Here is a 19,298-nt window from a genome sequence, read left to right on the forward strand (position 1 = left end):
TCGGCGCCCGCGGTACTCACTCTGAGCCTCGAGGGCCGGCTGCTGCAGCAGCCGTCGATTCGAGACCACTCCGCGTGCGTGCGGCCGGGCGACTGGAGGGAAGCAGGTTGAAGCGCAGCGGCGTCTCCTTCCCGAGCACGAAGACTTCGAAGGCATGCTTGAAGAAGGCCTCCACCGGAGTAATGCCCTGCAGCACGAGGTCGATGTGAAAATGCACCCACAACTGCAGCCAGCAGGCGTCATGGGCCCAGATGAAGGAATGCACGATGCTGTTCCGGCTCAGCTGCCTCTGCGCGGCCCTGTGCATCTGCTGCTTCGAACGCTCCTTCCGCACGGCGAGGTGGTAGACGGCCAGGTCAGCGGCGTTGGTGGCACGCATCGGACCGAACGTCGTCCACAATGCGGTTGAGGAGGCGAGCACAGGGAAGTCCGGAACTATGAAGTGGTTGTACAGCTTGGCGTTCGGGTCAAGGGTGACGGCCGTCCCGTCTTTCGTCAATCGCAGAGTGTCGATTCCGGTGCTGTTGCCGGTGGCCCAGATGACGACGTCGGCCGGCAAAGAGGTGCCGTCCTCGAAGACGAGCTGGTCGTCCTGAAAGCGCACCGGGTTGCCGATCGTGTAGGGGACATTGCTCAGCTCTCGGCGCTGTGTAGGGCAAAGGAGCCCGCCGTGGAAGCGCGTGAAATCGGTATGTGGATGCCCGACCGCGTGCAGGTAACCCGAAGACCAGTGCAGGATGGCCCCGAAGCGCCGAGAGACCCCGGTGAACAGCACCGTCGCAAGATACGTGAGGCCACGCAACTTGTTCATTGGTGACGCGTTGTGAAGCAGGGCTTCGTACTTGTAGAACAGGTACGGCCGACGCATCACCCACGTGAAGTTGTCATATCCACCGCGCCGGAGACCCAGCGCGACATCACAGGCCGCTTTACCGGCGCCGACGACCACGACCTTCTTGTTGTCGCGCACGATCTCGTCGAATTCCGCATCGGAATACGACACCGTATGCAACTGCCGTCCGCGAAACTCCGCCGCGCCCGGCAGCTCGGGAATCGAACCGACGGCCGCCATGGATGCCCAGATCACAAGGTCATAAGGGCCAGCGGACCGTGCTTCGCCGGTTCCGCTATCGGTGATCGTCAACGTTGCGGTGTGGTTCGCGGACGAGTAATCCACCGACTGGACTGTGCTGTTGAGCTGGCACCGCGACTTCAGATCTCGTGCGTCGGCGAAGCGATGGATATAGCGCTCCACCTCTTCGGCCATCACCTTCCCTCGCTGCACGTCAGGGTCTTCGCTATACGGAAACCCGTCGAACGAGGTGACGGTCATGCTGCCGTGGATCTGAAGGCCGTGGTAACGCAGGTGCGGGCTCCACGTGCCACCGATGTCGCCGAAACGCTCGAATACGTCGACTTTCTCAACTCCGATCTCACCAAAGCGCTGAAGGCACTGCAGGCCGCTCCATCCGGCACCGATGATGGCAATACGAAGATCGGCCGGCGAGCGGCGATAGCGCAGCGTCCTGCGCCACAGCCGGCGGCCGACGATCGCAGCGACGAGAAGCGGGGACAGCGCCAGCACGATCGCGTAGAAGACCACGCTCGTTGCGGCCACGAGCACCCAGCCGGCCGGTGCCCACCACGGCCAGCGCTCGACCGGCGTACCGATCTCCGAGAACGGCGTGACCTGCCTCGGTACATCGAAGTGCGGCCCCGCGTGATCCGGCACGCCACTCATGGTTCCCATGGCCGGATGTTACTGCTCTGGCAGCCCCACCGTGCTCATCCGTGAACCGAGCACCCATCGTCGTACAGCGAACGCCGTCCCTCAGCGCGGGTTCGCGTCCTCGACGGTTGAAAAGTGGGCCATGACGACGGGCGAATCCTGGGCCGCGCTATTCCCGTCAGAGCCCGGGGTTGTGCGCGACCTCCCATCTGAATCCGTCAGGGTCGGCGAAATAGCCGGAGTAGCCGCCCCAATCACGTTTCACCGGAGGCGCCGGAATGCTCGCCCCGGCAGCCTTCGCCTCATCGAGCACGGCGTCGACCTCTGCCTCACTGCCCACATTGTGCGCGAGGCTGAACGGCATAGCTCCAGGCGCACGCCCGATCGGACCGAGTTCGCCAACTGCCTTGTCTTCCTGCCAAAGGGACAGAAGCACACCCGGGGCAAGCCGCACCATGACGACCTCTTCGGGAGCTTCCAACTCGACCTGCCAGCCCAGTCCTTCGATGTAGAACCTGCGACTTGCGGCCAAGTCGCGAACGACGAGCGAAAGGAGAGTGAGGCGCGGTTCCATACCCCCAGCGTGATTCGGGTACATAGACCTTGTCCAGCGCCAGAACCAAGTCGGACGGTTTTGCTCACTCACGGTCGTTTCAGAGCTCGAGGGGCGGCAGCGCGTCTGGTTCTGGAGGCGGGCCATCGGCGAGGATTGCGTCGACCATGTGCATGGCTCGCCACGAGATAGTCGCCGGGATAGAACTCTTCGTAGAGCGTCTCGGCCTCCTCCCGCGTGGTCGGTCCGCCACAGGCCCATGAGCAGCCGGATGTCCCGGGTGTCCCGTCCGCCTCACCGCGACGAAGACATCGAACCAGCGGAACCATGCACGTACGGGACCAGGTTGCGAACTGCTCGGAGGGCAGTGCGAGCCTTCACTGATAATCTCCCACCTCGTAACTTGGAGGCCGAAGTATGGGAACCAGTATCGGAAGCTTGGTCGCCGTGTTCGCCACGCTGTTCGTGGTCGCGATCGTGGTAGTCGTCGTCGCCCGTCGCAGGCGATAGAGCAGCCGAAACAAACGCGGCCGAGTCGCTCATCGCCTAGAAGCTCTCAGTGGACGGATTCTGGCACCGGCACCCGGGGACGAATCCTCTTGGGGTCGCCTAGATCAAGCGCTGCCGTATCAGTGCTTGACTGTCGACCATGACGCCTCGACCTCAGCTTGAAATGTTGTGGGAGGCCGTCGACTCGAATGAAGCGTTGACGACCCGATTCGGGTTCGTGGACTCGAACGACGCGACTTCTTGGCTCGGTGACACGTTCCGGCACGCCTGGGGTCTATCCCTCCAGAGTTGCGATCGCCTTGTGATCAGCGCGGACAAGCTCCTGGCCTGGCTAACCATCGACGGAAGAGGCTTGATCGCCAAATGCGCCATCAACCCCGCGCTGTTCGCCCGCCTAGCCGAAGTCGACGCGCTCATCACCTGGCTCGACGGCGAAGGCATCCCGGTCGCTGCTCCCCTGCCCGCGTCCGACGGACGCTTGCGCGTTGACCGTGACCGTTACTCGATGAGCCTCTATCCACTCGTGGACGGGGAACTGCTTGATGTGAACGACGAGAACCAAGTCGCGGCCGCCGGCCGCATGCTCGCGACGCTACATCACGCGCTGTCCGCCTACCCAAAGCCCTTCGCTGGCGTGCACGCTCCGGAGGGACAGCAGTTGGTGCACGGCGACTTCCGATCCGCCAACGTGCTTTACAACGGGGGTGTCACCGCGGTCCTTGACTTCGACGAGGCGACACATCGCAGCCGAGCTGAGGAACTGGGGCGGTCGGCGGTTCTGCTCGGCACCCGTTATCACAACTGGCAACCGCTCCCGCCAGCGGCGCGAGCAAAGTTCGTCACCGCATACAGCGACACCTGCCCGCTGGCGGATGCCGAGTGGGATGAGTACGCCCGCGTCGTCGCCGGGGTCTCGGCGCACTTCGGATGGGCCTGAAGCAGTACCCGCACGCGTTCGATCGCAGGTCCCCCACGCGTTCGATAGCAGGTCCCCCACGCGCACCGATCGCCCGCCACCTCCGCCCAGGCGCCGCGCTGGATCCGCCGATGCGCGTTATACATCCGAACCGGACTCAGCAGTCAGGCACTCAGTAAGCCTGTCCCCCGTAATACGGACACGGTCATCGATGAGCAATGAGCACGGTTGTCGTGGGTCCCACGTTCAATTTCCGATGTCCCGAACGACGCAGTCTGCAAAAGCGAACGCAGTGCTGGATTGAAAGTTCAGGGTCGGAGTCCTGAACGGCCCGAGATCGTTGAGTCCGTGCCCCCGGCAGGAATCGAACCTGCGACCAAGAGATTAGAAGGCTCCTGCTCTATCCGCTGAGCTACGGGGGCTCAGTGCGACACTCAGGCTACCGCAGGCCGGCACTCAGACCGCTTTGGCGGCTGCCACGAGCACCTGGGCGAGGTTGGGCACGCCTTCCGCCCTGAACACCTCAGCACCCTCAGCGTTCAGCACGATCACAGTCGGTGTGGAACGGATGCCTGCAGCCTGCGCCCGCTCCTCGTGAACCACGACATCGAACTCCGTCACCCGGGCGTCCGGCACCAACCGCTCGGCCTCTGCGAGCACGCCCCTCGTCTGCAGACACGGCTCACAGAACGCCGACGTGTACAGGTGCAACTCCACGAACGCGATTGTAGATCGCGTCGCGCTTCCAGAGGACAGCGTACGTGCGCGGCTTACGGTCACAGCAGACGCGTCGGAGGCCGCCGATAGACTTCACCGCATGCCGACTGCGAATGACGCCCTCGTCTGGATCGACTGCGAGATGACCGGGCTCGACCTCGAAAAGGACGAGCTCGTCGAAATCGCAGTGGTCATCACCGACTTCGACTTGGTGCCTCTCGACTCCGGCATCGACATCGTGATCAAGCCCGACCAGAGCGCACTGGAGAATATGGGCGATTTCGTGCGCAAGATGCACACGACGAGCGGACTGATCGAGGAGATCCCGAACGGCAAGAGCCTGGCAGAGGCCGAGTACGAGGTGATGGAGTACATCCTCCAGTACGTCCCCAGCGAACAGAAGGCTCCGCTGGCCGGGAACTCGATCGGCACCGACCGGATGTTCCTGGCCAAGTTCATGCCGCGGCTCGACGCGCACCTGCACTACCGGAACGTGGATGTCTCGTCCATCAAGGAACTGGCGCGACGGTGGTTCCCGCGCGTCTACTTCAACGCCCCCGAGAAGAACGGCGGGCACCGGGCCCTTGCGGACATCCGCGAGTCGATCCGAGAGCTCGACTACTACCGGCGCGCCGTGTTCACGCCCGAGCCCGGCCTCAGCTCGGACCAATGCCAGAAGATCGCCGACGACGTGGTGAAAATCTGGACCCCTCGCATGTAATACAATCGTGTGGTTGCCCGCACGCGGGCGGCATGGTGGGTGTAGCTCAGTTGGTAGAGCGCCTGGTTGTGGTCCAGGAGGTCGCGGGTTCAAGCCCCGTCACTCACCCGCAGAGAGTGAGGCCGAGAATGCTTGCATTCTCGCGCCGAGCGAACAAGGGTTGAGGCGCTCAGCGCCGATCACCCCAAGGAGAGCCGAGAGCAGTGTGAGCTTGCACGCACTGCCGAGGCCGACGCAGGGGTCGCAGGCGCGAAGCGCCGATCACCCCAAGCAGAGCCGAGAGCAGTGTGAGCTTGCTCCCAGGGCCGACGGCTCGGCGTTCGGATTCAGGCCGCAGCCGGTGCGCGCAGGGCGTCCGCGTCCCAGCCGAGGACGAGCGCGGCGAGGTCTGCCAGATCGCGCAAGGTGTCGACATGGGCCGAGTCGATCGGACGCGCCGCCGTGTCGGCGACGCAGAGCGTGCCGATCGGCTCATCATCCGCCGATTGGACCGGCACCGCGGCGTAGAAGCGCAGCTGTGCCTGACCCGTGACCAGGACGTGATCCCGCACACGCGCGTCGATTGAGGCGTCTTCGACGAGGAGCGTCTGGCCGAGATACGCCTCGCTGGTGCAGACGCCCTCCCACTCGCTCGCCCGCTCCGGGCTGACACCTCGGTGCGAGAGGAAGTGGACGGATCCACCGCGCACCATGCTCAGGACGGCGACCGGTACCCCGAACGTGCGCGCCGCGATGCCGGTGATGCGGTCGAACGCGTGCGCCAGCGACGGCTCGGGCACCCTCCCCGTCGGAGCCGCGCGGTGTCTGCTGCTCTCGGCGAGTTCCAGTTGACGCAGCGCCTGCACAAGTTCGCGGCCGACCGGACGATCTGCGGGATCGCGGCTCGTCATCGCGGCCAGCAGCATCCGCCAGGCGTCGGGCAGGTCGTCGGGGATCTCCGGATCCGACGTCAGACGCGCGAGCGCTGACTGCACGGGGGTACCGGGGAAAGTCAGCGTGCGCGTGTGGCATTCGAGCAGCACCAGGCCGAGGGCGTACACGTCGCTCGCGCCGGTGAGCGCGTCGCCGCGAGCCTGCTCGGGGCTGAGGTACGCGGCCGTGCCCGTCGTGACGCCCTCCATGGTCGCCCGCTCGGCGCCGGTTGCCAGCGCGATACCGAAGTCGGTGAGTCGTGCTCTGGTGCGGCCGTTCTCATCGGAGACGACCAGCACGTTCCCCGGCGTGAGGTCGCGATGGATCACGCCGCGGGCGTGCACGTATTCCAGCGCCTCGGCGAGGTCGCATCCGATCTCCGCGATGTGGCGCAATGAGAGCTCGGTGCGCTCGAGATGCCTGCGCAGGTCGACGCCGTCGACACGTTCGAGCACCAGGTAGCGATGTGGCACGCCCTGCGGATCCGGCGCGATTCCGGCGTCGATGAGGGTGACGATCGCGTGATGGCTCAGGCCGGCGAGCACGTCGATCTCCGCCTCTTGCCGGGTGGAGTCCCCGCCGGAGATCGCGTGCTTGAACACCTTCACCGCGACCTCGCGCCCCAGGTGCTCGTCGATCGCCTGGTACACGACCGACATGCCGCCCTCGCCCAGGGTGCCGCTGATCGTGTACCTGGAGGGCGGACGGCCACCCATCACGCCAGGCACCGACTGCAGCCCGCCGCCGGTCGCCGGATCCGTGATCGTCGTCATGAACCCGTCACCGGTGCGGCCACCGGCGACCGGCCCGGTGCGAGCGCCACCGGTGCGCGCGCCGCTGGGACCGGTCGCCAGGGCAGCACCGAAGCGCGGCAGGGACTGAGGGTCGGTCATCGGGTCCTCGGGGGGCTGGTCCGAAAAGGGAATTCGGAGACGGTCTGGCGGGGGCCACCGGTCGAACGAGTGTACCCGCTGCTCCCGGCCCTTCGCCGGGGATTGCCTGAGATGACGTCGGGCCGCTAAGCACAGGCGCCTTTCGTCGTTCATGGCACGCTGGGTTCGTGATGAGCATGGATGCGGATGCCTTCGAGCGCCTCGTCGTCGATGAGCTGGATGCGCTGCCCGATGAGATGGTCGACGGCCTCGAGAACGTCGTCTTCCTCGTGGAGGACCGCCCGGCCGACGGTTCACTGGACCTGCTCGGCGAGTACGACGGCATTGCTCTGACCGAGCGGGACCGGTACGGCTTCGGTGAGATGCCCGATCGCATCCTGCTCTACCGCGAACCGCTGCTCGCGATCTGCTCAGACGAGAAGCAACTGCGCGACGAGGTGCACGTCACGCTCGTGCACGAGATCGCGCACTTCTACGGGATCGACGACCATGAGTTGCACGACCTGGGCTGGGCGTAGCCCGGCTCAGCGCGCGGGGTCGTCCTCGGGGTCGCTCTCATAGGGGTCGCTGTCGGGAGCGTCGAACGAGTACCTCACGTGCAGCTGCCCGTGCACCTGACGGCTGTCGAGCGCCCTGTACTCGAATTGCGACTCGATGCCGTCGATGGCGGCGTACGCACTCACCGTCTCGTCGTACTTGCCGCCGATGAGGTAGCGCCGGTCTGCCGTGCCCGCGAGGGGTCCGTCCACGTATTCGACGATGTACTCGGTAGCCGTGTCGCTCATGGCACCACGGTACCGCGGGAAAAGCCCTCGGTCGTGGTAGGTCGTGATCCCGTCGTCGTGTCGATGACGACATCGGCCAGCGTCGCGGGAGCTTCGCGGCCGACGAAACGCTCCCACTGCCGCTGCCAAGTGTCCCAGTGCGCGTCGAAGCCGCCCCCGTCGCGGGACAGCGCCCTCCGCTTACGCACGTCGTCGGCGGCGGTGAGCCAGATACGCAGATCCGCGAGAGGTGCAGCGTGGCGGCTGAGGCATCCGCAGCCCTCGATGATCAGTGGATGCCCCGCCGTTACGCGATGCCACTCGGCGGGCTCCGACGTCGCCCAGTCCCATCTCCGCCAGCGCCCGGCGCCTTCCGTGCGAAGCGGCACCAGCAGTTCGTCTGCGAGCTGGATGGATGCTGTCTCCAGGCCCTCCCAACCTGGATAGAGATCGTCCATGCGAACGAGCCGCGGCGGGCGATCCGGCCACGCCGCGACGAGCGCATCCGCGAAGGTGGACTTGCCTGCGCCGCTCGGCCCGTCGATGAGAACGATCGGATGCTCGGCTCGAGCCGATGCGCGCGCGATGAGGTCGCGCAGCGCCTTCGAGTCACCCCGTCCCGCGGATACCGTCACCTCAGCCGATGACAAAGCGCCAGCTTCCGGTGATCACGGACACCGTGACCGCGAGTGCGGCGACGAGCACGCCCACGCCGAGCACGACCCAGTCGCGGGCGCCGAAACGCGAGGGGCGCGCCCAGGTGCGGGTGACGGCACTGCCGAATCCTCGTGCCTCCATCGCCGTCGCGAGGGAGCTCGCGCGCCGGATCGAGAGCACGAACAGGGTGAACGCCTGACCGAGCGCCCGCTTCACCGCGCCGCGCCCGGCAATCCCCCGCGCTCGTCTGGCCAGCCCCAACGCGCGCCAATCGTCCGCGAACAGGCCGAGCAGCCGGAACGCGGCGAGGGCGCCCAGCACGAAGCGCGCGGGCAGGCGGAGCACTTGCGCGAGGCTGTCTGCAAGGTCCGTGGGGTCGACCGTGATGAAGAGCAGTACCGCGGGCACGCCGACGGCGAGGATGCGCAGGGCGGTGGCGATCGCGAGTCCGACTGAGCCGTCGCTGACCTCGATCAGCCACCAATGCAGGTAGATCCGGCCCGACGACTGGCCGTAGAGCAGGGTGGTCAGCCCCGCCAGCGCGGCCGCCACCAGGATCGGGCTCAGGCGAAGTAGAGCGGCGCGGAACGGGAATCTCAGGCACGCCAGCAGCGCGCACTCGGCGGCGAGTGCCACGGCGGCCGAGACCCAGTCGATGCTGGCCAGGAGCGCAAGCGCGATCGTGAAGGCCGCGCCGAGCTTCGCCATCGGGTTCACCGAGGCGAGGCGCGTAGCGCGCAACGGCTCTGTGAACGTCACGGCGTACCGACCAGCCGTCCGGCGACGGTCAACTCTCTGCGCTCCGCGCAAAGCGCGGTGACGAGCTCGAGGTCGTGGGTGGCGAACACGAGTGCGCTTCCGGCGTCGCGCACCTCGCCGAGCAAGGCGACGAGTTCTCGCCAGGTGACGGCATCCTGCCCGAATGTCGGTTCGTCGAGCACGAGCATCCGTGGTGCCGTGACGATCGCGGTGGCGACCGACAGACGGCGCTTCTGGCCGCCGGAGAGCGTGAACGGGTTGGCACGGGCGAGGGCATCCAGTCGAAGGCGGACCATCACGTCGTCGATGATGCGGTCCGCCTCGGGGCCACGGATGCCCGCTGCTCGCGGTCCGATGGTGAGCTCGTCCCGCACTGTGACGGCGACGAACTGGTGCTCGGGGTTCTGGAACACCGATCCGATCCTGGTGACCAAGGCGGACGACTTCCAGCTGAACGGCGATGCCGTCAGTCCGTTCCGCAACTCATCCGACGCCGTGACGCCTCCGTCGATCGGTGGGAGGAGCCCGCCGAGCGTGAGGGCGAGCGTGCTCTTACCGGCGCCGTTCGGTCCGGTCAACGCGAGAGCGGAGCCCTCCTGCGCCGCGACATCACCGACATGAATTCGCGGACCTCGTGGTCTGCCGACGGTGAGGTCGTCGCCGGTCAGCAGAACGCCGCCCGGCGTTCCTGGTCGCCGTATGGCCTCCCAGCGAGGCGGCCTGTGTTCCCGGGGCAGCCACACCCCCGCCTCGGTGAGCTCGGTACGACTCCTCTCGAAGACGTCGTCCGGGCGGCCGTCGGCGAGGAGCCCTCCTCGGCCGTCGAGCACGACGACTCGGTCGACCAGGTCGAGCCAGATGTCGACCCGGTGCTCCACGACGACGAGCGTGGCACCGCTGGCCTCGAGCGCCGAGCGGACGGCGTCCCGAACCTCGACCACGCCATCCGGGTCGAGATTCGCAGTCGGTTCGTCCAGCAGCAACGCGCCGGGCCGCATCGCGAGCAGGCCGGCCAGCGCGAGGCGCTGCTTCTGTCCTCCGCTCAGCGCCGATGTCGGATGCCGCAGGTCGATATCGAGTCCGACGGCATCCAGAGCTGCATGTACCCGGGGCCAGATCTCGGCAGGGGGCACTCCGATGTTCTCGCACGCGAACGCCACGTCGTCGCCCGCGCGGGCGAGCACTGTCTGGGACTCGGGATCCTGCAGCAGCAGCCCCGCTCTACCTCGCACCGCTGCGGGTTCCGCGCCGTCGACGAGCAGCCGTCCTTCTGCTTCTCCGTCGTCGTCACCACCGAGCACTCCTGCGATACCGGCCAGCAGAGTGCTCTTGCCCGATCCCGACCCTCCGAGAAGGAGGATGCGCTCCCCCGGCGCCACGTGCAGGTCGAGGTGACGCACGGCCCAGGCAGCACGCCCGGCATGCCGCCAGCCCCACCCGGCCGCATGAATGGCGGCCGGGCTTCCGTCCACGGCCCCGCGGGAGCGGCTCACACCCGCTCCGTCACCTCACGGCCGGCGCCGAATCTGCTCAGGGCCCCGGTCTTGGCAAGCCCCTTCACGATCGCCCAGGAACCGAGGCCGCCGATGACCGCGCCGGAGAGAATCGTGCCCGCTGCATAGACGACCGCGAACGACGCCTTGGCCCCGGGATACCAGACCAGCAGGTCGAGCACCGACTCCCCGACCCCCGCTCCCGCACCGGCGATGAGAGCCACGACCCAGTTCCATCGCGCGTACAGCACGATCAGGAAGACGAGTTCGGCGCCGGCGCCCTGCACCAGCCCGGAGAGGAGCGTGAGGGGGCCCCACTGCGTGCCGATCAGTGCCGAGACGGTCGCCGCCACGAGCTCGGTGAACAGCGCGGCACCGGGCTTGCGAACGACGAGTCCGCCGAGCACGCCGGCGAACAGCCAAGGACCGTTGATGATGCCCTGGAGGCCGGGAAGCGCCGCCGTGATCGGTGCGCCGACGGGGTTGGATGCCTGATCCCACACCCAGAAAACCAGTCCGGCGACGACCGCGAGGACTGCGGCGACGACGATGTCGACGACGCGCCAGCGGAGAACTCTGCGGGTGCGCCCTGGGGTGGTTGCGATGGTTGCGTGCACGATTCGTGCCCTTTCGTTCGCTCAAACGTGGGCACGGGTGGATGCCCCGCACGTGCGGAGCGCCCGAGAGACGTAGCTCCCTGCGCTGGCATGACCCAGATCAGGTTCGACGGTCGAAGGTTGGAGTACCTTCCTCTCAGCCCGGCTCACCGGACTCCCGTGTTCGAGTGACGATTATAGTCGGTGGTGCGGTTCTGAGGACGGCTCACAGGTGACGACGGATTCCCAGGCGAAGACCCAGGAAACAGGCGCGTAATGTGGACCTCGCGCCCGCGCCGGTTCGCGGGCCAGCACCGAGGAGGCAGCCATGGTCATCATGTGGGTGCTCCTCGCCGTGGGGCTGGCGTTCGTCATCCTGCTGCGCCTCTATGTCATGCGGATGCGCAAGTTCGAGCGCATCGTCGCCGAACGCAGAGCCGAAGCGGCACGGCTCGCCGCGGCACGGGCCGCCCGGGACTCCGCAGCACGTCGCGCGCGCGAACTCGAAGAAGCCGAAGGGCGCACGACCACCGAGTGACGTGCCGGATCACCGGCACATTGCGCGACGCGATCGCCCCGTCGGCCGAGCGGTTCAGCGACGCCGGCGACGCAACGCGCGGAAGATCAGCGCGACACCACGCGTGGCGACCCAGGCGAACGGGATCGCCACCGCCAGGAGTGCGATCGGGTTCGGCTCGAACCGCACACCCGTCTTGTCTTTGATGTAGGCGCCGATCGGAACACTCGCGCCCCCGCCGCCCCCTCCGGATCCCGACGCCGGTTCCTGGGTTCCCTCTCCCCCGCCGAACCCGAACCAGGCGAGCGCCACCGGGATGACGGTCACGTCGTCGAGTTTGACCGGGTCGCCGTACACGGTGCGAACCCCTGCGGTGGACTTGACGGAGTCGGCGAGCTTGAGCACGAAGTCAGCCATGCGGCTCACGCTACCCGGGTTGCTCGCGCTCGCGCAGCACCTTCGCGTTGCCGGTGTCGCCTACGCGGCGCGGCCCGTTACCCACCAGTGCCGCTGAGGTGACCGCCCCCGCGCCGAACCGCGCCGCCACACGGTCGATCGCGTTCTCCGCGTCGCGCCAGTCCTCGTCGGGATCCCAGAGAACCGGCGCGCTCGATCCGTCCGGGAGCAGTTGCTCCGCTCGCACGCCCAGAAGCCGGATGGCGTCGCCCGACTGCAGCACGGCATCCAAAAGCGATGCAGCCTCCTCGTAGAGGCGACGACCGACGTTGGTGGGCTCGGGCAGGGTGCGGGACCGGGAGATCGTGCGGAAGTCGGCATAGCGCAGTTTCAGCGCCACGGTTCTCGACGTGAGACGGTGCGCGCGCAGCCGTGCGGCGACCTGTCCGGAGAGCCGGAGCAGCTCGCGCCGGAGCACCGAGGCATCCGTCACGTCGTACTCGAACGTCTGCTCGTGTCCGATGCTCTTCTCCCGCGACACTGGTTCAACGCCTCGGGGATCGACGCCGTTCGCGAGCTCGTGCAGCCTCACGCCCGACGCATCCCCCACCCACCGGCGCAACACGTCGAGCGGCGTCGACGCGACGTCGCCGACAGTTCGGAGTCCGTAGCGATGCAGGGTCTCCTGGGTAGCCGGTCCGACACCCCACAGGGCACCGATCGGAAGCGGATACAGGAACGTGAGCGTCTCGGCCACGGGAATCACGAGCATCCCGTCCGGTTTCGCCCTGGTGGAGGCGAGCTTCGCCATGAACTTCGTGCCGGCAACACCGACCGAACACGTCAGCCCCGTCTCAGCGAGAACTCGGCGACGGATGCTCGCACCGATGCTCGCAGGCGACCCGAGTAGTCGCACGGCACCGGCGACGTCGAGGAAGGCCTCGTCGATGCTGACCTGTTCCACCAACGGCGTCACATCACCCAGGATGCCCACCACCCGTGCCGAGTAGCGCGCGTACTTGTCGAAGTGCGGCTCCAGCACGACGACGTCCGGGCAGAGCCGCAGCGCCTGCGCCACCGGCATTGCGCTACGCACTCCGGCGAGTCGTGCCTCATACGTGGCGCTGGAGACGACGGACCGGCCGGATGCGTGCCCCACGATGGCCGGTCGCCCGCGCAACTCGGGACGGTCCAGCAGTTCGACGGAGGCGTAGAAGGCGTCCATGTCGACGTGCAGCTTCGTCGCGCCCGAGTCATCGACGGGACCGACAGTCACCTGCCTGTCTCGCCCGTCGCCGCGTCCCACGCGCTCCAGTGTCGCACAGGCGATTGAGGCGAACGTGATGAATGCTCGCATTCATCACGTGAGCCGATTGAGCCTGTTGAGCGGCGCAGCCGCGAGCAGCTGGGTCTGACAAAGCGAATCACCATGTCGAGCGGTGCAGTCGCGATCAGGCATCCGTCTCACGGGCCCGGTGCAGGCCAGATAGCGTTATCTCATGCACTTCAGGTATCTGGGAAACAGCGGACTCAAGATCTCCGAGATCATCTACGGCAACTGGCTCACTCACGGTTCTCAGGTGGAGAACGACACCGCGACGGCCTCGGTGCACGCGGCGCTCGACGCCGGCATCACCACGTTCGACACGGCGGACGCCTACGCGAACACCGCCGCGGAGAAGGTGCTCGGCGATGCGCTGAGGGGACAGCGTCGGCAGTCGCTCGAGATCTTCACGAAGGTGTATTGGCCGACCGGGCCCGGCGGGCACAACGACACCGGCCTGAGCCGCAAGCACATCATGGAGTCCATCAACGGTTCGCTCGAACGACTCGGCACCGACTACGTCGACCTCTACCAGGCGCACCGCTACGACTACGAGACGCCGCTCGAGGAGACCATGCAGGCGTTCGCCGATCTCGTGCGCACCGGCAAGGTGCTGTACGTCGGCGTCAGCGAGTGGACGGCTGAGCAGCTGCGGGCGGGTCACGCTCTCGCCAAGGACCTCGGTTTTCAGCTCATCTCGAATCAGCCGCAGTACTCCATGCTGTGGCGTGTGATCGAGGAGAAGGTCGTTCCGACGTCGGAAGAACTGGGGATCTCGCAGATCGTGTGGTCGCCAGTGGCGCAGGGCGTGCTCACCGGAAAGTACAAGCCGGGAGCGCAGCTGCCCGAGGGTAGCCGCGCCACCGATGAAAAGGGCGGCGCGAGCGCCATCAAGCGGTTCCTGACCGATGATGTGCTCACGGCGGTGCAGAAACTCCAGCCCATTGCCGACGAGGCGGGGCTGACGCTCGCCCAGCTCGCCGTCGCCTGGGTGCTGCAGAACCCGAACGTGGCCGGCGCCATCGTGGGTGCGTCTCGTCCGGAGCAGGTGGAGTCGAATGCCAAGGCCGCCGGTGTCGAACTCGATGAGGCCTTACTTGCACGCATCGACGAGGCGATCCTCCCCGTGGCCGTGACCGACCCATCGCACACGAAGTCGCCGGAGTCGCGGGTGGTCTGAAACCGGCCGCGCGTCACACCAGCGCGGCGACCAGCGGCTCGAACCAGCGACGGAACGCCGCGTGGTCGTCGCGCAGGCTCCAGCTGACGACGACCGTGTCTGGGCCCACCACCCAGGCTCCCGGCTCTGCCAGAGGCAGAGCTTCGATATCGAGCCGGAATGAACCGGCCTGCCTGCGCACGTCGTGTTCACGTTCCCGCACGATGTCGACGATGTCGGCCGAATACTGCAGGTGGTGGGCCAGGTCATCGGCGACGTACTCGGCGCGGCGTTCTCGCGCCCAGGCGACGGCATCCTGGAACCGCTCGATGACGAGGTCTTGCAGAGCCAGTTCGCGGTCGAACGCGGCGAAATGCGGCGGCAGGAACACCGTGCTCCAGGAGCCGACCGCGTTCGCCTGCACCACCGCCCTGCGCCACCAGTGCGTCCACTCCTCGCCGAGCTGGGCGGACGGATCGGGCTGCGAGGCATCCCAGGAAGCGGATGCCGCGCTCGCCAGCACTCGATGCGGCACCGGCTGCCGCTGCACCGCCGGCACGACAGCGGGCAGCACAGGATCACCGACGCCCGCAAGCCCTGCGAGGTCGCGGAGGCAAAGTCCGATAAGCAGGTCGAGAGGGCAGTCCTCCGTCACCCGCCACCGCAGCGTGCCCTCCACGAGCATGATCTCAGAATAGATTCCGGCGCCGGCGACGGCACCCGATTGACAGCAGATCACCTGGCCGGGTCGAGAACGGTCTCGATACTCCCTACAGGGCCGGCGGACCGGGCAGGCTCGCGGCGTCGACGTACAGCCAGGCGGTCTCCCCGGTGGAGAGCGTCACGGCGATCCGCGTGTAGTCGTCGACCTCGTATTCGTCTGCGGCCGCCAGCTCGTCATCGGTCAACTCGAGCACAACGCCGTCCACGACGTCGGCGGGATCGCCCGTCGCACGCGCGAACGGATGCACGGCACTGCCACTCAAGTCGACGACGCGCGGGTCGGAGATGGCGACAGTGTCGAGCACGTAACCGGGGAGCGCCGCCGTGCGCATCGGCATCCGTCTGCCGAAGGTGGCCTCCTGCACCGCAGGAAGCCGCAGGGTTCCGTAGGAGAACAGCAAGTGCGTCACGAGTCGATGGTCCCCTCAGCGGCGTCGCCCGACGCGTCGGCAATAGGCGCGGTCACGAGCAGGTACTCCGGGATGTTCGCCTGCGCAACCGGTCCTGTTCCGTCGACCCGGTACTGCGGTTCGTCGAACGCGACCGTCCAGACGCGTCCGGAGAGCGGCTGCACCTCGAACGCCCCGTGCGCAATCCCGGAAGCACTCGCCACGATCACGCCGGTCGGGTCGCCGACCCAGCCCTTCGGTCCCTGGCGCTCGTCGTCGATCACGTGCACCTGCACGCCGACGCCGAATGACTCGTCATCGCCGCCAGGAGCCCGCTTTTCCCGCCACCACACGCCTGTCATTGTCCCACTGCGCACGCCGGGGTCACCTGCACGGAGTCCCGAGGGCGAGCATGATGGAGACATGACACGCGTGGCGATCATCGGTGCACACGGCAAGGTCGCGCAGCAGCTCATGCGGGTGCTGTACGACGAGGGCGACGACTTCGTCGGGATCGTCCGGAACGAGGATCATGCCGACGACATCTACCGGTTCGGCGGAGAAGGCGTGCTCCTCGACATCGAACAAGCCGAGCCGGATGCCCTCGCTCACGCCATCGAGGGATCCGATGCGATCGTCTTTGCCGCAGGTGCCGGAGCCGGGTCCGGACCCGAGCGCAAGGCGACCGTCGACTACGGCGGGTCCGTGAAGTCGCAACGCGCGGCCGAGTCGGCGGGCATCCGCCGGTTCGTGCAGGTCTCGGCGTGGGGCGTCGACGATCCCGTCCCGAACGACTCCGACGAGTCCTGGCGCGCCTACGTCGCCGCCAAGCGCGACGCGGATGCCGAGTTGCGCCGTAGTCCGCTCGAATGGACCATCGTGCGTCCCGGCTCGCTCACACTCGACGACGGGACCGGCCTCGTCGAGGCGGCAGCCCACGTGGAACGCGGCTCCATACCTCGCGAGGACGTCGCGCGCGTGATCGTCGCTACCCTGCGCAACCCCGGTACGGTGAGAACCCAGTTCGAGCTCGTCTCAGGGGCGACGCCGATCGACGAGGCGGTCGCGCGAGTGACGGCCGGCGACTGAGCTTTTGGCATGCGGACGGACGACGAGGCACGGACGGCATGGATGTGAGCGAGTGAGGGAATGAACGAACGCGACCCCCGGTTCTGGAACACGCACGACGAAACACTGCGCGACGACCACGCACAGACGACCGGCATCGAGAAGGGCCACCACATGTCATTCGCCGACTGGCTTCACGTGCAGCAGCGGGCGCACCTCGCCTTCGGCGAGCGTCTCACGCTGGTGACCGACTGGAGCGCGCCGACGCCCGACGAGGACTGGGACGTGAGTGCCCTGGTGCGTCACGTGATCGAAGAGCAGCAGTGGGTTCCGCTGCTGCTGGCCGGGCGCACCGTCGGTGAGGCCCGGTCACGGTTGCAGCCGCTCGGCGACGATCTCGCGGCGGAGTGGGAGCGGTACTCTGCGGACGCGACCCGGGCATGGGCATCGGTCGACCCGGACACCATGGTGAACCTCTCGTACGACTCGGTGCCGGCGAGCGCCTACCTGCGCGAACAGGCCTCCGACGTGATCGTGCATACCTGGGACCTGGCCCGCGCCGTCGGGGCCGACGAGAACCTCGACGAGTCGCTGGTGGCTGCCGCGTGGACCGTTTTCGAGCCGCAGAAAGACACGCTGGAGGCCAGCGGTCTTTTCGCTTCACCCGTGCCGATCGCGGAGGATGCCTCACTGCAGTCGCGCCTGCTCGCTCTGACTGGCCGCGACGACCGTTTGGCCGCCTGAGCATTCGGCCCCGCCCTACGCTGGGCACATGACCGAATCCGCCGAGCGCCCCTGGTTGTCGAGCTACGCGGCCGGAGTGCCCGCCGACATAGAGCCACCGTCCGGATCTCTTCCGCGCCTCATCGAGGACTCCGTCTCCGCGTACGGTGAGCATGTCGCTCTCGAGTTCTTCGGCGCCACGACCACGTACCGGCAGCTCGGTGACGCGATCCAACGCGCTGCAGGCGGTCTTGCCGCCCTGGGCGTGCGCGCCGGCGACCGAGTGGCGATCGTGCTGCCGAACTGTCCGCAGCACGTCATCGCGTTCTACGCCGCCCTGCGCCTCGGCGCCGTCGTCGTCGAGCACAACCCGCTGTACACGCCGCGCGAGATGCGGCACCAATTCGAAGACCACGGCGCGACGATCGCCATTGCGTGGACCAAGGTCGTGGCCACGCTGCAGGACATGCCTGCCGATATCGGCCTGAAGACGATCGTCGCCGTCGACATCGTGGATGCCATGCCCGCCCGCATGCGCTTCGCCCTGCGCCTCCCGGTGAAGAAGGCGCGCGAGTCGAGGGAGAGGCTGCGCTCGCGGGTCACAGGCGCGGTGAGCTGGGAGTCGCTGGTCAGGGCGGAGCCGGTCGACGCATCCGTTCCCCGGCCCGAGGTCGACGACCTCGCGCTCATCCAATACACCAGCGGCACAACGGGTGTGCCGAAGGGCGTGATGCTCAGCCACCGCAACCTCGTGGCGAACGCTGCACAGGCGAGGGCATGGGTCCCCACCGTGCCGCGCGGAACATCCGTCGTCTACGCCGTGCTCCCGTTGTTCCACGCGTACGGGCTCACGCTCTGCCTCACGTTCGCGATGAGCATGGGTGCCAGACTCGTGCTCTTCCCCTCGTTCGATGCAGACCTGGTGCTCCAGGTCGTGAAGAAGCGTCCTGCAACATTCCTGCCCGCCGTGCCGCCGATCTACGAGCGCCTTGTGACGGTCGCAGAGGCGCGGGGAGTGTCGCTGTCGGGCATCCAGATCGCGATCTCGGGTGCGATGAGCCTGCCGTCGACGATCGTCGACCTCTGGGAGAACGAGACCGGCGGATACCTCGTGGAAGGCTACGGGCTGAGCGAGACATCCCCGGTGCTCATTGCGAACCCGGTGGGCAGCACGCGCAAGGCCGGCACGGTCGGGCTGCCGCTGCCCAGCACCGAGGTGCGCGTCGTCGACCCGGACGACCCTGACCGCGTGCTTCCGTACGGCGAGGCCGGAGAGCTGCAGGCGCGCGGCCCGCAGGTGTTCGGCGGGTACTGGCGCAAACCGGAGGAGACTGCGAAGGTTCTGGATGCCGGCGGCTGGCTCCGCACCGGCGACGTGGTCACCATGGACGAGCAGGGCTTCGTGAGCATCGTCGATCGCATCAAGGAGCTCATCATCACCGGTGGCTTCAACGTGTCGCCCACCGAGGTGGAGGAGGAGTTGCGCGCATACGAGGGCATCGCGGATGTCTCGGTCGTCGGTCTGCCGCACTCGCACGGCGGTGAGGAGGTCGTCGCCGCCGTGATCATGAAGCCGGGCACGCCGTTCGACGAGGACGCCATCCGGGCGTTCGCCAGGTCGACGATGACCCCGTACAAGGTGCCGCGCCGGGTGTTCGAGGTGGATGAGCTGCCGAGGTCGATCGTCGGCAAGGTGCTGAGGCGGCAGGTCGTGGAGCTGCTGACGAAGCGGCTGTCGGGCGGCCCCGCGGAGGGGTGAGCCGCTCGGTACGGGCCGGG

General features: G+C 67.3%; 22 protein-coding genes, 2 tRNA genes and 1 riboswitch. Of the genes, 9 read left to right on the forward strand and 15 right to left on the reverse strand.

Translation table 11 applies throughout. From position 1 onward, the window contains the following. Positions 1-16: 16 nt before the first annotated feature. Together ACYVII_RS01510 and ACYVII_RS01515 are read right to left on the reverse strand one after the other, a co-directional pair. A complete protein-coding gene (locus ACYVII_RS01510; RefSeq protein ID WP_460529886.1) occupies positions 17-1,750 on the reverse strand; it encodes a SidA/IucD/PvdA family monooxygenase in 1,734 nt (577 codons plus the stop codon). Between the two features lie 157 nt (positions 1,751-1,907). Next, complete coding sequence (locus ACYVII_RS01515; RefSeq protein ID WP_460529889.1) at positions 1,908-2,303, reverse strand: VOC family protein; 396 nt, start codon at positions 2,301-2,303, stop codon at positions 1,908-1,910. Between the two features lie 685 nt (positions 2,304-2,988). Between ACYVII_RS01515 and ACYVII_RS01520 the strand changes: the two genes are divergently transcribed. Beyond that, positions 2,989-3,729, forward strand: coding sequence for a phosphotransferase enzyme family protein (locus ACYVII_RS01520; RefSeq protein ID WP_460529892.1), 741 nt, complete (start codon positions 2,989-2,991; stop codon positions 3,727-3,729). A gap of 328 nt (positions 3,730-4,057) precedes the next feature. On the opposite strand, the gene ACYVII_RS01525 is transcribed toward ACYVII_RS01520, so the two are convergent. Together ACYVII_RS01525 and ACYVII_RS01530 are read right to left on the reverse strand one after the other, a co-directional pair. Continuing rightward, positions 4,058-4,130 (reverse strand) — tRNA-Arg (locus ACYVII_RS01525). A 34-nt stretch (positions 4,131-4,164) separates the two neighbouring features. Beyond that, positions 4,165-4,425: a YbbN family protein gene (locus tag ACYVII_RS01530; protein ID WP_460529895.1), complete on the reverse strand. Its 261-nt coding sequence runs from the start codon at positions 4,423-4,425 to the stop codon at positions 4,165-4,167. A gap of 100 nt (positions 4,426-4,525) precedes the next feature. On the opposite strand from ACYVII_RS01530, the gene orn reads away from it, so the two are divergent. Together orn and ACYVII_RS01540 are read left to right on the forward strand one after the other, a co-directional pair. Continuing rightward, entirely contained in the window at positions 4,526-5,146 is a 621-nt protein-coding gene (gene orn / locus ACYVII_RS01535) for an oligoribonuclease (protein ID WP_460529898.1), read from the forward strand. A 35-nt stretch (positions 5,147-5,181) separates the two neighbouring features. After that, positions 5,182-5,254: transfer RNA gene (locus ACYVII_RS01540), tRNA-His, on the forward strand. 218 nt (positions 5,255-5,472) lie between these two features. Here the strand turns inward: ACYVII_RS01540 and ACYVII_RS01545 are convergent. Beyond that, on the reverse strand, positions 5,473-6,951 hold the full coding sequence (locus tag ACYVII_RS01545; RefSeq protein ID WP_460529901.1) for a protein kinase domain-containing protein: 1,479 nt from the start codon (positions 6,949-6,951) through the stop codon (positions 5,473-5,475). 170 nt (positions 6,952-7,121) lie between these two features. Between ACYVII_RS01545 and ACYVII_RS01550 the strand changes: the two genes are divergently transcribed. Further along, entirely contained in the window at positions 7,122-7,469 is a 348-nt protein-coding gene (locus tag ACYVII_RS01550) for a metallopeptidase family protein (RefSeq protein ID WP_460530520.1), read from the forward strand. A gap of 6 nt (positions 7,470-7,475) precedes the next feature. Here the strand turns inward: ACYVII_RS01550 and ACYVII_RS01555 are convergent, their stop codons facing one another. The 5 genes from ACYVII_RS01555 to ACYVII_RS01575 are packed head-to-tail and all read right to left on the reverse strand — an operon-like array spanning position 7,476 to position 11,241. Next, positions 7,476-7,736 carry a hypothetical protein gene (locus tag ACYVII_RS01555; RefSeq protein ID WP_460529904.1) on the reverse strand — a complete coding sequence of 87 codons (261 nt, stop codon included), beginning with the start codon at positions 7,734-7,736 and terminating at the stop codon, positions 7,476-7,478. Continuing rightward, entirely contained in the window at positions 7,733-8,365 is a 633-nt protein-coding gene (locus ACYVII_RS01560; RefSeq protein WP_460529907.1) for a nucleoside/nucleotide kinase family protein, read from the reverse strand. The genes ACYVII_RS01555 and ACYVII_RS01560 overlap by 4 nt, the downstream gene beginning before the upstream one ends. Next, entirely contained in the window at positions 8,352-9,131 is a 780-nt protein-coding gene (locus ACYVII_RS01565) for an energy-coupling factor transporter transmembrane component T family protein (protein WP_460529910.1), read from the reverse strand. The genes ACYVII_RS01560 and ACYVII_RS01565 overlap by 14 nt, the downstream gene beginning before the upstream one ends. Further along, positions 9,128-10,624: an ABC transporter ATP-binding protein gene (locus tag ACYVII_RS01570; RefSeq protein WP_460529913.1), complete on the reverse strand. Its 1,497-nt coding sequence runs from the start codon at positions 10,622-10,624 to the stop codon at positions 9,128-9,130. Before ACYVII_RS01570 ends, ACYVII_RS01565 begins: the two co-directional genes overlap by 4 nt. Further along, a complete protein-coding gene (locus ACYVII_RS01575; protein WP_460529916.1) occupies positions 10,621-11,241 on the reverse strand; it encodes an ECF transporter S component in 621 nt (206 codons plus the stop codon). Before ACYVII_RS01575 ends, ACYVII_RS01570 begins: the two co-directional genes overlap by 4 nt. Positions 11,242-11,301: 60 nt before the next feature. Further along, positions 11,302-11,412: riboswitch (TPP riboswitch) on the reverse strand. Positions 11,413-11,548: 136 nt separating this feature from the next. Between ACYVII_RS01575 and ACYVII_RS01580 the strand changes: the two genes are divergently transcribed. Next, a complete protein-coding gene (locus tag ACYVII_RS01580) occupies positions 11,549-11,758 on the forward strand; it encodes a hypothetical protein (protein WP_460529919.1) in 210 nt (69 codons plus the stop codon). 54 nt (positions 11,759-11,812) lie between these two features. On the opposite strand, the gene ACYVII_RS01585 is transcribed toward ACYVII_RS01580, so the two are convergent. Together ACYVII_RS01585 and dinB are read right to left on the reverse strand one after the other, a co-directional pair. Next, positions 11,813-12,154 carry a hypothetical protein gene (locus tag ACYVII_RS01585; protein WP_460529922.1) on the reverse strand — a complete coding sequence of 114 codons (342 nt, stop codon included), beginning with the start codon at positions 12,152-12,154 and terminating at the stop codon, positions 11,813-11,815. Positions 12,155-12,164: 10 nt separating this feature from the next. Further along, positions 12,165-13,439, reverse strand: coding sequence for a DNA polymerase IV (gene dinB, locus ACYVII_RS01590; RefSeq protein WP_460529924.1), 1,275 nt, complete (start codon positions 13,437-13,439; stop codon positions 12,165-12,167). Between the two features lie 193 nt (positions 13,440-13,632). Here dinB and ACYVII_RS01595 point away from each other — a divergent pair, with 193 nt between their 5' ends. Beyond that, positions 13,633-14,637 carry an aldo/keto reductase family protein gene (locus tag ACYVII_RS01595; protein WP_460529927.1) on the forward strand — a complete coding sequence of 335 codons (1,005 nt, stop codon included), beginning with the start codon at positions 13,633-13,635 and terminating at the stop codon, positions 14,635-14,637. A 13-nt stretch (positions 14,638-14,650) separates the two neighbouring features. On the opposite strand, the gene ACYVII_RS01600 is transcribed toward ACYVII_RS01595, so the two are convergent. The 3 genes from ACYVII_RS01600 to ACYVII_RS01610 form a co-directional block, all read right to left on the reverse strand. Next, positions 14,651-15,301, reverse strand: coding sequence for a hypothetical protein (locus ACYVII_RS01600; RefSeq protein ID WP_460529930.1), 651 nt, complete (start codon positions 15,299-15,301; stop codon positions 14,651-14,653). An 85-nt stretch (positions 15,302-15,386) separates the two neighbouring features. Next, positions 15,387-15,749 (reverse strand): gamma-glutamylcyclotransferase family protein, encoded by a 363-nt coding sequence (locus tag ACYVII_RS01605; protein WP_460529933.1) that lies wholly within the window; start codon positions 15,747-15,749, stop codon positions 15,387-15,389. After that, positions 15,746-16,081, reverse strand: a complete 336-nt coding sequence (locus tag ACYVII_RS01610) for a hypothetical protein (protein WP_460529936.1) — start codon at positions 16,079-16,081, stop codon at positions 15,746-15,748. The genes ACYVII_RS01605 and ACYVII_RS01610 overlap by 4 nt, the downstream gene beginning before the upstream one ends. A gap of 70 nt (positions 16,082-16,151) precedes the next feature. Here ACYVII_RS01610 and ACYVII_RS01615 point away from each other — a divergent pair, with 70 nt between their 5' ends. From ACYVII_RS01615 to ACYVII_RS01625, 3 genes are read left to right on the forward strand one after another with little or no spacing between them, the layout of a single operon-like run. Then, complete coding sequence (locus ACYVII_RS01615; protein ID WP_460529939.1) at positions 16,152-16,817, forward strand: NAD(P)-binding oxidoreductase; 666 nt, start codon at positions 16,152-16,154, stop codon at positions 16,815-16,817. Positions 16,818-16,877: 60 nt separating this feature from the next. Next, on the forward strand, positions 16,878-17,540 hold the full coding sequence (locus ACYVII_RS01620; protein ID WP_460529942.1) for a DinB family protein: 663 nt from the start codon (positions 16,878-16,880) through the stop codon (positions 17,538-17,540). Positions 17,541-17,568: 28 nt separating this feature from the next. Further along, positions 17,569-19,278 (forward strand): acyl-CoA synthetase family protein, encoded by a 1,710-nt coding sequence (locus tag ACYVII_RS01625; RefSeq protein ID WP_460529945.1) that lies wholly within the window; start codon positions 17,569-17,571, stop codon positions 19,276-19,278. Positions 19,279-19,298: the final 20 nt, after the last annotated feature.

The sequence above is a fragment of the Humibacter ginsengiterrae genome (assembly GCF_054780115.1).

Excerpts from the sequence above, each read along its gene's own strand:
- ACYVII_RS01510 (WP_460529886.1), bottom strand. The coding sequence starts at position 1,750 with ATGGGAACCATGAGTGGCGTGCCGGATCACGCGGGGCCGCACTTCGAT.
- ACYVII_RS01515 (WP_460529889.1), bottom strand. The coding sequence starts at position 2,303 with ATGGAACCGCGCCTCACTCTCCTTTCGCTCGTCGTTCGCGACTTGGCC.
- orn (WP_460529898.1), top strand. The coding sequence starts at position 4,526 with ATGCCGACTGCGAATGACGCCCTCGTCTGGATCGACTGCGAGATGACC.
- ACYVII_RS01545 (WP_460529901.1), bottom strand. The coding sequence starts at position 6,951 with ATGACCGACCCTCAGTCCCTGCCGCGCTTCGGTGCTGCCCTGGCGACC.
- ACYVII_RS01550 (WP_460530520.1), top strand. The coding sequence starts at position 7,122 with ATGAGCATGGATGCGGATGCCTTCGAGCGCCTCGTCGTCGATGAGCTG.
- ACYVII_RS01555 (WP_460529904.1), bottom strand. The coding sequence starts at position 7,736 with ATGAGCGACACGGCTACCGAGTACATCGTCGAATACGTGGACGGACCC.
- ACYVII_RS01580 (WP_460529919.1), top strand. The coding sequence starts at position 11,549 with ATGGTCATCATGTGGGTGCTCCTCGCCGTGGGGCTGGCGTTCGTCATC.
- ACYVII_RS01585 (WP_460529922.1), bottom strand. The coding sequence starts at position 12,154 with ATGGCTGACTTCGTGCTCAAGCTCGCCGACTCCGTCAAGTCCACCGCA.
- ACYVII_RS01595 (WP_460529927.1), top strand. The coding sequence starts at position 13,633 with ATGCACTTCAGGTATCTGGGAAACAGCGGACTCAAGATCTCCGAGATC.
- ACYVII_RS01600 (WP_460529930.1), bottom strand. The coding sequence starts at position 15,301 with ATGCTCGTGGAGGGCACGCTGCGGTGGCGGGTGACGGAGGACTGCCCT.
- ACYVII_RS01615 (WP_460529939.1), top strand. The coding sequence starts at position 16,152 with ATGACACGCGTGGCGATCATCGGTGCACACGGCAAGGTCGCGCAGCAG.
- ACYVII_RS01620 (WP_460529942.1), top strand. The coding sequence starts at position 16,878 with ATGAACGAACGCGACCCCCGGTTCTGGAACACGCACGACGAAACACTG.
- ACYVII_RS01625 (WP_460529945.1), top strand. The coding sequence starts at position 17,569 with ATGACCGAATCCGCCGAGCGCCCCTGGTTGTCGAGCTACGCGGCCGGA.